At 45.9% G+C, this 10,280-nt stretch carries 9 protein-coding genes; 7 read left to right on the top strand and 2 right to left on the bottom strand.

Features of this window, described 5'->3' with window-relative positions:
- Positions 1-807: MFS transporter (locus B3Z75_RS05810; RefSeq protein WP_294068585.1), on the top strand; the 807-nt coding region annotated here is incomplete at its 5' end.
- A 36-nt stretch (positions 808-843) separates the two neighbouring features.
- Positions 844-2,007 carry a M20 aminoacylase family protein gene (locus B3Z75_RS05805; RefSeq protein ID WP_294068583.1) on the top strand — a complete coding sequence of 388 codons (1,164 nt, stop codon included), beginning with the start codon at positions 844-846 and terminating at the stop codon, positions 2,005-2,007.
- A 93-nt stretch (positions 2,008-2,100) separates the two neighbouring features.
- Here the strand turns inward: B3Z75_RS05805 and B3Z75_RS05800 are convergent, their stop codons facing one another.
- Positions 2,101-2,811 carry a murein L,D-transpeptidase catalytic domain family protein gene (locus B3Z75_RS05800; protein WP_414702866.1) on the bottom strand — a complete coding sequence of 237 codons (711 nt, stop codon included), beginning with the start codon at positions 2,809-2,811 and terminating at the stop codon, positions 2,101-2,103.
- Positions 2,812-2,838: 27 nt separating this feature from the next.
- Positions 2,839-3,864: a L,D-transpeptidase gene (locus tag B3Z75_RS05795; RefSeq protein ID WP_294068581.1), complete on the bottom strand. Its 1,026-nt coding sequence runs from the start codon at positions 3,862-3,864 to the stop codon at positions 2,839-2,841.
- 285 nt (positions 3,865-4,149) lie between these two features.
- Here B3Z75_RS05795 and B3Z75_RS05790 point away from each other — a divergent pair, with 285 nt between their 5' ends.
- The 5 genes from B3Z75_RS05790 to B3Z75_RS05770 all read left to right on the top strand — a co-directional run.
- Entirely contained in the window at positions 4,150-5,463 is a 1,314-nt protein-coding gene (locus B3Z75_RS05790) for a cytidylate kinase family protein (RefSeq protein WP_294068579.1), read from the top strand.
- A gap of 109 nt (positions 5,464-5,572) precedes the next feature.
- On the top strand, positions 5,573-6,682 hold the full coding sequence (pdhA, locus tag B3Z75_RS05785; protein WP_294068577.1) for a pyruvate dehydrogenase (acetyl-transferring) E1 component subunit alpha: 1,110 nt from the start codon (positions 5,573-5,575) through the stop codon (positions 6,680-6,682).
- The gene (locus B3Z75_RS05780; RefSeq protein WP_294068575.1) at positions 6,679-7,656 is read left to right on the top strand and encodes an alpha-ketoacid dehydrogenase subunit beta; all 978 of its coding nucleotides are present in this window, start codon (positions 6,679-6,681) and stop codon (positions 7,654-7,656) included. Before pdhA ends, B3Z75_RS05780 begins: the two co-directional genes overlap by 4 nt.
- 113 nt (positions 7,657-7,769) lie before the next feature.
- Entirely contained in the window at positions 7,770-9,068 is a 1,299-nt protein-coding gene (locus tag B3Z75_RS05775) for a dihydrolipoamide acetyltransferase family protein (RefSeq protein WP_294068573.1), read from the top strand.
- Between the two features lie 88 nt (positions 9,069-9,156).
- Positions 9,157-10,280, top strand: a 1,124-nt coding sequence (locus tag B3Z75_RS05770; protein WP_294068571.1) for a hypothetical protein, incomplete at its 3' end; no start/stop codon positions are given.

The raw sequence follows: 10,280 nt of genomic DNA, 5'->3' as shown, positions 1-10,280 counted from the left end.
ATATTGGTGACCAAAGGAGTACAATTAGGCTTTACCAGCGTTGCAGGTATTGTTTTAATTGCAGCCACTCTTCTCTTTTCAATCTTATTCTTCTATATCGAAAAAGGGAAAAAAGGGGCTTTTATAGATTTTAAGTTGTTTCATAACATGACTTTTACGGGTGCCACCATTTCTAACTTCCTGCTCAACGGTACTGCCGGAATGTTGATCGTGTCACTCATGCTTTTACAGGTTGGCGGTAACCTTTCTGCACAAGATGCCGGAATGCTCACATTAGGATATGCCATTGCCATTGTCTTGTTCATCCGTACAGGTGAAAAGCTGCTGCAGCGATTTGGAGCACGGAAGCCCATGATCTGGGGGGCGCTCATTGTGGGGCTGGCTATCATCCTTCTTATGTTTACCAATGTCATGACCGGCACCTATAAAATACTTGCCATCATCGCATACACATTGTTTGGATTAGGCCTGGCATTTTACGCAACGCCATCCACTGATGCAGCATTATCTAACTTGCCGGAGGACCAGGCCGGAGCCGGTTCAGGTATTTACAAAATGGCATCTTCACTGGGTGCTGCGCTTGGGGTTGCTATCTCTGCGGGTGTTTTTGCCGCATTCAATATAGGCGACCATATTCACTGGCTAGAAGGTGTATTGACTTTTGTAGGACGTCAGGACAATGTAGTAGTACGCCAGGCGGCTACTATTGGTTTGAGTGTAAACCTCCTGATGATTGTTATGGCTATCCTTAGCATTATGATCACCATTCCGAAATTATCAAAAAGACCAAAGACGGATTCGATATAAAACCAAACCATTTATTACTTTTTTAAAATTAATAAAATGAACACAAAGCTGTTGGACGCATTAAAAAACTCACTAGATGAGATAAAATCATGGCAGGAAACAATGCACAAGAGTCCGGAACTGTCCATGCAAGAGGAAAATACAGCCAGGTATATTGCTGATGTGGTAAAATCGTTTGGCGGGTATGAACTGGTAGAAGGCGTTGGAAAATACGGTATTGTAGCGTCGCTAAAGGTAGGTGATAGCGATAAAGTCATTGGCATTCGTGCCGATTTTGATGGGCTGCCCATTCAGGAAGATAATAATTTACCCTACAAAAGTACCAAAGAAGGACTATCCCATCTTTGTGGGCACGATGGGCATACGACTATGGCTCTCGGAGCCGCTAAATATCTTGCCGAAACCAAGAACTTTAATGGAACCGTACGTTTTTTCTTTCAACCGGGTGAGGAAACCATGCAGGGAAGCCCCGCGATGATCGCCGACGGATTGTTTGAACGTTTCCCCGTAGATGCGATTTACGCCATGCATAATATTCCCGGGTTGGAGTTTGGAAAATTCTATTTCCGTGAAGGAGAAACCATGTCTGCCGTCGATAACTGGGAAATTGAACTTACCGGGAAAGGCTCTCACGGCTCTATGCCGGAATTGGGGATTGACCCGCTAGTATGTGGTGCGTCACTGGTTATGGCGTTGCAAACTATTGTCAGTCGTAATGTGTCTCCCTGGAAACAGACCGTGGTAAATGTAGGCTCTTTCCAATCGGGAAATGCAGGTAACGTAGTGCCACAAAAGGCTTTGCTTAAATTAAGTATCAGAAATATGGATAATGAAGTGCGTAAGTTTGTGCTTGATAGAATTCGCAATATAACCAAATCACAAGCCGAAGCATTTAATTGCCAATATGAAATCAGGGAAGGTGTTCCCGGAACGGTGTTGGTGAACACGCCCGAGAACACGAAGTGGGCTGCCGATGTAACGGCCGGAACTTTTGGAGAAGATAGTGTTGTCAGAAATGCAGATGCACTGATGAGTAGTGAAGATTTTGCTTTTATGCTCGAAAAATGTCCGGGAAACTACGTAATGGCAGGGAATGGTGAAGGTTACATGGTACACCATCCACAATATGTATTTAATCAGGATCTCTTACCGCTTGGTGCAGCTTATTGGGTATCATTGGTAGAAGCTTATTTGAATTAATACCTTTTGCATGGATGGTTTGACGATGCTGCTGTATGTTTTATCGCACTCATCAGCGTTGCTGGTGAAGTTGCAAACATAAAATCATTTGATTTATAGTACTTTACTTATGGATAGGTACCCGGGTTGGTCGGCATAGATAAAGAGCAGCGAGCCTCCTTTGATGGTGTTAATAATGGGTTTTGTCAATTCCCTGGGTAACGCCGGACATCCAAAGCTACGACCTAACCGTCCACTGGACCGGATGACCTCTTCGCTGCAATAATCAGCCCCGTGAATAACAATGGCACGGGATCTTGCCTGGTCGTTGATACCCTCTTCCAAACCATCCAGGAGCAGAGAATACCCGTTTCCTCCCTGATAGGTGTCGGCGGTCCGGTAAAAACCCAACGAGCTCTGATGAGACCCATTCCTGTTGGAGAAAGAGGTGGCGTATTTTTCCCCGCTGTTTTGCCCGTGAGCCACGTACGTAACAAAAAGTATTTTCTTTTTCTCCAGATCCAGTACGTACATTCTCTTTTCGGACGAAGGAAGATTGAAGTCGATTACTGTCAGCAGGGGGTTATTCTGTTTGTTTAACTTTTTATAACCGGTGTAAGCTGCCTTGAAGGCGTCAAAATGTACCAACCCCTCCAGTTCCATCTGTTCATAAAGCAGCTCGCAACCGGATGTGGAGAAATTGACTTCAGTGATGTCATTTCTGTTTTCCTTTGTTCCTACAGGGAAAACAAGGGCAGAAAAAACAAAAAATACAATTGAGATGAGAAAGATGCGCATAATATAGTTTGGAAAAAGTATCGCCAAAGATACAATTTTTCCTGAATATGATTGTTAATCGATCACAATGACGATTGTTTGACCGATTGCGCCCCAGTCGTATACAAATTTCGCATGCGACGATGCATTTCTGACACACATATGAGACCGGGGGGTTGTTCCCAGCGAGGAGCTGTACTCAATGATTTTTTCATTCGGATACTGCACCGGTACACCGTGAACGTAGGCCCCATTCGTAAAGCGGGAAGCGTAAGGTGCGTAACCCGCAATCACGCTAGTGCCATCTTTCACATAATACATCTTTTCTTTCTTTTCCTGTATGGCAAAAAAACCAGTGGGTGTCTCATGGGCGTGCGGCGGTTTATGGAGTCCCGTGGTTGCCGGGTTCATACTTAATATATGCCATTCATCGCCACTTTTTTCTAAGGTGGCAATATTCTGGTTAGTGACGTCTACTGCAATCACCTTATTAAACCGAATGCTGTCTCCCCACGAAATAAGATAACGTTTCGGCAATAAATATTCTCCTTCCAGAGATACACCGGCAATCCGGATCATCTCCGTGGTGTCGCTGCCCAAAACTTTTACTAACCAACCGTCGCGGCCATATCGTACCAGCGTGGTGTCACCATGGGTGCTGAAAAGTGGCACCGACTGATATCGTTCAACACCGTATTGGTCCGATACCCGGCCGTAATCGTTTCTCACAAAATCTTCAATTGTGGGTGCTTCTCTGTTTAAATTCCTGTAATTGCTTAAAACTCCCCAGTTGCCTCCTTCGGCTACCGCATTTTCAAGATGAGCAATCCCCGCCTTTATTTTTCCCCATTGAAAGTGCCGGACCGTATCCTGATAGGGATATTGGTCATCCAACGTGTACTGTGTGTATTGCAGCGCTTTCTTCAGGGAGATGTCATCTTCGGTCAGCACCCTCCTCTCTTCCGGCAAAGCGATGGTGGAGACTTCCTTTACGGCCGTTGTATCCACACTGTTGCTGTCAGCCCCTCTGCCGGGATTACATCCGGTTTGAAAAAATGTGACCATGGAAATGAAAAGAGTAAACAAGTGCCTTGTGTTCATCGAGTGCAATATTATTGACTTTATACGGATTACTTTGTCTAGATTGTTTTATGTAGGCTAGAACGTGATTTTTGCGAAGAATGTTCACCAGAAGCGTACTAGAAGGTTGTATTGTCGTGGTATTTTTTTTCTGCTAATTTTTTTACTACTTTTGTTTGGAAGGCAGATCTGTAGCTTTTCCGGAAGCTGTGCCACGAAACAGGTTGTCATTCGAGCGAAACGAGTTGCGAAACTCGTTTTGTACGGAACGTGGCGAAGCAGGATTCCTTCGTGTAAATTAAGTGTATGAGAAAAGAAAAAATAGGATTACGTATCCTGCTACTGGTGGCGGGCATATTTATTATTTCGCATGGAGTAGCATTGTCTATCCGTTCAGATTTGGGGACCAGTCCCATCTCATCAATTCCTTACGTGTTTAACCTGATCCTTCCAAAGATTACGGTGGGAACATTTGCTATCCTGATGAACTCGACACTGGTGTTGATTCAGGTCATTATCCTCAAAGGCAAGCTTGGTACAGCTCAACTATTGCAAATTCCATTGCTGGTGTTGTTCGGAATTTTTATTGACCTGAACCTGTACCTCACTCAACCACTGGTTCCTGATCATTACATCTGGCAATTGCTGACAATTATTCTCAGTTGTTTTGTCATGGCATTTGGTATTTTTCTGGAACTGAAAGCCGATGTGGGCTATCTGCCGGGTGAGGGGCTCACCCTGGTTATCTCCGAGACGTTCCAAAAAAACTTTGGAAAAATCAAAGTTGCCATCGACTCTACAATCGTTGCCACTGCTGTGATCTGCGTACTGTTGTTTCATGGAAGGCTTGAAGGTGTTCGTGAGGGTACCGTAATCGCCGCAATTTTCGTGGGAGCTATCGTACAGTTATATCGGAAAAGAATCTCCTTTGTAGACAGGCTCCTGGCAACTTCGAAGTCAATGGAATTTGTGGCAGAACCTTACATGACAACCGATAATTTTGTGATCACCATTTCACGGCAGTATGGTAGTGGAGGCCATGCAGTGGGTGAGCGTATTGCCCGAAAACTGGGTGTTGCCTTTTATGACAGTAAGTTGATTGATTTGACTGCAGTAGCAAGCGGCTTTACACCTGAGTATGTGGAGAAACATGAACAGAAGCTGCCGAATGGACTGTTGTATAAGCTTTACAATCAGAACTACGCTTATGTGAATGAGGCTACTCCGCCCAACGACAAGCTGTTTATGGTACAAACCCGGGTGATTCGTGATATTGCGGCCAGTGAATCCTGCGTGATTGTGGGACGCGCCGCCAACTTTATACTGAAAGGACACAAAAACTGTTTCAATGTCTTTGTCCACGCCGACCAGGAGTTTCGAAAGAAGCGCGTTGTACATGATTACATGCTAAAACCGGAAGATGCAGAGAAGGTAATGGAGAGAAAAGACAAAGAGAGAAGCAGTTACAACCGGCACTATACAGGGAGAGAATGGGATGATCTCAATGTGTACGATATGACCGTGGAAACCTCTCTTTTTGGAGTTGAAGGTACAGCTGATATGATTATCAAAGCGGCTAAGGTGCGTTTTTCGGGAAGAAGTGGCGAAGAGGAGTGCTGAATTTTTTCTCTTTTTTACTCTCTGTGCAGAACTATTTATTTATCGGACTGTTATATACAGAGCTAATAATCACAGCTGATATTTATATTCGTTCTTAATAGACAGATAAATGATCCAAAACAATTTACCTGCAATTTTTCGTGACTTTAATCCATTAGAAGATAAGATGTTGTCAGTCATTGACAACGAAGGACATGTGGTGAGCAAACAATATATGCCTGAGTTGGATGATGAAACAGTTATAGATGCTTATAAACAGATGCTTTATGAGCGGACAGCCGACGAAATGGCCATTTCCTACCAACGTCAGGGACGCATGTTTACGTATACGCCCAATCTGGGTCAGGAAGCGATCCATATCGCAGCCGGGATGAACATAAGGAGAGAGGACTGGCTGGTACCTGCTTTCCGAGAAATGGGTACGTTGCTGGCCAAAGGGGTGACGATGAAAGAGATGTTTCTGTTTTACCTGGGGAACGAACATGGGGGCAGTTTTCAAAATGCCCATCATACGCTGCCCATTGCCATCTCAATTGGAACGCAGCTCCACCATGCCACCGGCATCGCCTATTCTGTGAAATACCAAAAGAAAGACGAGACCGTCTTCACTTTCATTGGCGATGGAGGTACCTCGGAAGGCGATTTCAGTGAGGCATTGAACTTTGCCGGTGTATGGCAGGTGCCGGTGGTCTTCACTATTCAAAATAACCAATATGCCATCTCTGTACCGGTAAAATCACAGACAAAATCAATTAATCTGGCCGTAAAATCGGTCGCCTTCGGCATCCCTGGCATCAAAGTGGACGGCAACGATTTCTTTGCCATGTATCTTGCTTACAAAATAGCAGCAGCATATACCCTTTCGGGAAAAGGACCGGTGCTGATCGAAGCTTTTACATACCGTTTGGGAGCGCACACCACCTCCGATGATCCGACCAAGTACCGAAAAAAGGAAGAGGAAATAGAGTGGGGGCTGACCGACCCGCTAATCAGGCTGAGGCACTTCATGGAGAAAAAAGGAATATGGAATATTGATCCGGAGAAGCTAACGGAAGAGTACAAGCAGCAGATCAATCAACAGTTTCTGGACGCCGAGCAAAACAAGAGCTATCCCCATGAAGATGTGTTTAAATTTATGTTTTCCGATATGCCGGACGAACTGAAGAGACAGAAAACAGAGTACGAACAATTCTTACGTTGGAAGGAGAACCGGAAATGAGTGTGATGACCATGGTAAAAGCGATTAATAACGCTTTGGATATCAAATTAAACGAAGACGAGGGCGTTGTTGTCTATGGTGAAGATGTGGGCGTGGAGGGGGGAGTTTTTCGCGTGACCGAAGGCCTGCAGAGGAAATATGGGGTGGAGCGGGTGTTCGATTCGCCGCTGGCGGAGTCGGGCATCGTGGGTACCGCTTTGGGAATGGCTGTCTCTGGACTCAGGCCCATAGTGGAGTTGCAGTTCGAAGGTTTTACCTACCCAGCCTTTAACCAGATTGCGTCAAATGTGTCTCGGATGCAGAATCGTTCGCGCGGTAAGTTTTCCGTCCCCATGGTGATTCGTTTTCCGTACGGTGGAGGCATCAACGCATTGGAACATCACTCCGACAGTCCGGAGGCGCTTTATGCCCACATCCCGGGACTGAAAGTGGTGGTGCCTTCAACGCCCTATGACGCAAAGGGACTGCTGATATCGGCCATAGAAAGCAACGATCCGGTGGTCTTTATGGAACCCAAGCGTATTTACCGTGCCATAAAACAGGAGGTACCCGACGAAAAGTACAGCCTCCCTCTGGGCAAAGCCAAAGTGATTCAGGACGGATCCGATGTGACGGTCGTAGCTTTCGGCGCACTGATCCGGGAGTGCCAGAAAGCCATTGCCATGGCCGAAGAGGCCGGCATCTCAGTGGAGCTGGTTGACCTTCGTACCATCTATCCCATCGACAGGGAGACCATCCGCAATTCGGTACGGAAAACAGGTCGGATGGTCGTGGTAGCCGAGGCACATGAGTCGTTTAGCGTGGGGTCGGAGTTGATTGCCATCACCAACGAAGAGGCTTTTCTCTATCTTGAAGCGCCTCCCCGCAGGGTGATGGGCTTTGATACCATCGTCCCTCTGGCACAGGGAGAAAAATATTTTATTATCTCACCAGAGCGTATTTTTTACGAAATTGAGAAAACATTCAATTTTTAAATAATCCGTATGAAACGAGCATGAGAATTGTTCACGCATAAAAGCTATTCTTGTACAAGAATAGGGTGATGATGAGTCTTATACACCTTAAAGAGTAAAAATCAAGTGATTGTATGAAATATACATTTAATTTCCCCGATTTAGGCGAGGGGCTGGAAGAAGGCACCATCCTGGAATGGTATGTCACGCAAGGGCAACAGGTGAACGAGGGTGACCCGCTTGTACAGATGGAAACCGACAAGGTGGTGGCCGATATCCCTTCCCCCAGAAAGGGTGTTGTTTCTCTGTTATACGGCAACACGGGAGATGTGATTAAAGTGGGGGCACCTCTCGTGGACATTGAGACAGAAGAGGCCGGTGTACCGCGGGAGAACGATCACGAGGAAACAATAAAAGAAAAAGTGGCTGTGGAGCCTGTCTACGAAACGGAGGAAGATGCCGGTGCGGTGGTCGGCACCATGGAAGTGGCCGGAAAGGACTCTGTACTGCCGGTAAGCAATGAAGCTATACGAAGCAAAACTTTATCCGAACAGCAACGAAAGGCATTGGCCACACCGGTGGCAAGGGCCATGGCCAAAGAGATGGGCATCGATATCAACAAGGTGCCGGGCAGTGGCCCTTCCGGTAGGGTAAAAAGTGAAGATATCCTTCATTATAATGCCAATTCTCAAAAGGCCGGAACAACGCAAGCCGCTCCTGCAGTTCCTACGGATGATGTGACCTACCTCCCGTTGACGCAAATCAGGAAGGCGATTGCCCGAAACATGCTGCATGCCAAACATAATGCGGCACATATGTCGGTTTTCGAAGAGGTGGAGATATCGGGACTGATGGCCGTGAGGTCGAAATACAAACAAAAATTTGCCGAAAAGGGTGTGAAACTGACCTACCTGCCCTTTATCGTGAAAGCAGTGGCTATGGCATTGAAGAAACATCCGCAGCTTAATTCACAAATAGATTTGGAAAACAACCGGATGGTCATTCGCAACCGCTGCCACATAGGTATTGCGGTAGATGCACCCGACGGGTTGGTGGTGCCGGTTATCCGGGATGCCGACCGACTCTCTATTTTCAATATTGCCCGGCTGCTTGGAGAGCTGGCCGATAAAGCAAGGAAACGAAAACTGACGCTCGACGAGATGAAGGAAGGCTCCTTTTCGATCACCAGCTTTGGGTCCATTGGTGGAATATTTGCCACGCCAGTACTCAACTACCCTCAGGCAGGCATCCTGGGTGTTGGAAGAATATTGCAAACTCCCATCGTGAGAGACAATGAAATTGTGATCGGACACATCATGCCGCTCTCGCTCTCCGTGGATCATCGCATCGTGGATGGCGGCGAAACAACCCGCTTCATATCCGATGTGATGGAATATCTCACCGATCCGCTTTTATTTTTAATGGAGGATTAGGTTTATTTGGAAACGTGCATGCGCTGAAAGAGAAAATATTTTGTAAATTTGTTTATAAATATTCTAAGATCGATACAAATATTTTCTCATGAATAAAATATATCTGTTTGTTTTCTTCGTTGCCTTCCTGTGTAGCATTACACAGATGTCCTGCCAAACCATACCAGACAACGTGGATCAACCCGGTGAAACCGGGAAATTACCTGAAAAAAAGAGACTCTCTCAGGCGGATATTCAAAGGCTTATTTCGAATGGATGGGTCCGGTACAGCGACTTTGGCGCCAAAGGCGATGGAAAAACGGACGATATAGAAGCCATAGCTGCAACGCATGCATTTGCTAATCAGCACAACCTGAAAGTCAAAGCAGACGACGGGGTCACTTATTACATTGGAGGCAAAAAACACACTGTCAGTATACAGACCGATACCGAATTCGGAAAGGCTACCTTTATCTTTGACGATACAAGCGTGGAAGACCGGAATGCCCACGTTTTCTCAATCAATTCTACGAATCAGTCATTCAAGCCCGCCAATATTACTTCTTTGAAAAGAAACCAGAGTCGATTGGATATTTCACTGCCGGGCATCTGTCTCGTGACGGTAACAGATTCCAACGTAAAACGTTATATCCGGTATGGAGCCAATCAAAACAACGGTTCCTCGCAGACGGATGTATTTGTTGTCGATAAAAACGGTAATGTGGATAGCAACACCCCCATAATCTGGGATTTTGATCGGATCACGGGAATTACGGCTCTCCCGGTCGATGAGACAGTACTGACTGTTTCTGGAGGAAAATTCACCACCATTGCAAACAGGGAGAATTCCAAATATAGTTACTATGCCCGGGGGATTGCGATCAGACGCTCCAACGTTGTTGTTGACGGACTCGAACACCGTATCACCGGCGAAGGAGACCACGGCGCGCCGTATAATGGTTTTATCAGCATCAGCAACTGCATGAACGTGACAGTCAGAAATACCATTCTGACAGGTCACAAAGTATACCGTACAATTGGATCGGCAGGGACCATGGTCTCAATGGGTACCTATGATATAAACATCAATAGGGCTCTTAACATTACCTTCGAGAACTGTAGCCAGACGAATGATATCAACAATCCGGAATATTGGGGAATCATGGGATCCAACTACTGCAAGAATGTCGTATACGATCATTGTATCTTTTCAAGATTTGATGCCCATATGGG

The organism is Proteiniphilum sp. UBA1028, assembly GCF_002316955.1.
In the GTDB taxonomy this organism is placed as follows: Bacteria; Bacteroidota; Bacteroidia; order Bacteroidales; family Dysgonomonadaceae; genus Proteiniphilum.
The sequence above is the reverse complement of the archived record's forward strand: the minus strand, read 5'-3'. Positions and strand labels throughout refer to the sequence as shown.

What these genes read in the sequence shown, in the direction of transcription:
- B3Z75_RS05805 (WP_294068583.1), top strand. Translation starts at nt 844, where the DNA reads ATGAACACAAAGCTGTTGGACGCATTAAAAAACTCACTAGATGAGATA.
- B3Z75_RS05795 (WP_294068581.1), bottom strand. Translation starts at nt 3,864, where the DNA reads ATGAACACAAGGCACTTGTTTACTCTTTTCATTTCCATGGTCACATTT.
- B3Z75_RS05790 (WP_294068579.1), top strand. Translation starts at nt 4,150, where the DNA reads ATGAGAAAAGAAAAAATAGGATTACGTATCCTGCTACTGGTGGCGGGC.
- pdhA (WP_294068577.1), top strand. Translation starts at nt 5,573, where the DNA reads ATGATCCAAAACAATTTACCTGCAATTTTTCGTGACTTTAATCCATTA.
- B3Z75_RS05780 (WP_294068575.1), top strand. Translation starts at nt 6,679, where the DNA reads ATGAGTGTGATGACCATGGTAAAAGCGATTAATAACGCTTTGGATATC.
- B3Z75_RS05775 (WP_294068573.1), top strand. Translation starts at nt 7,770, where the DNA reads ATGAAATATACATTTAATTTCCCCGATTTAGGCGAGGGGCTGGAAGAA.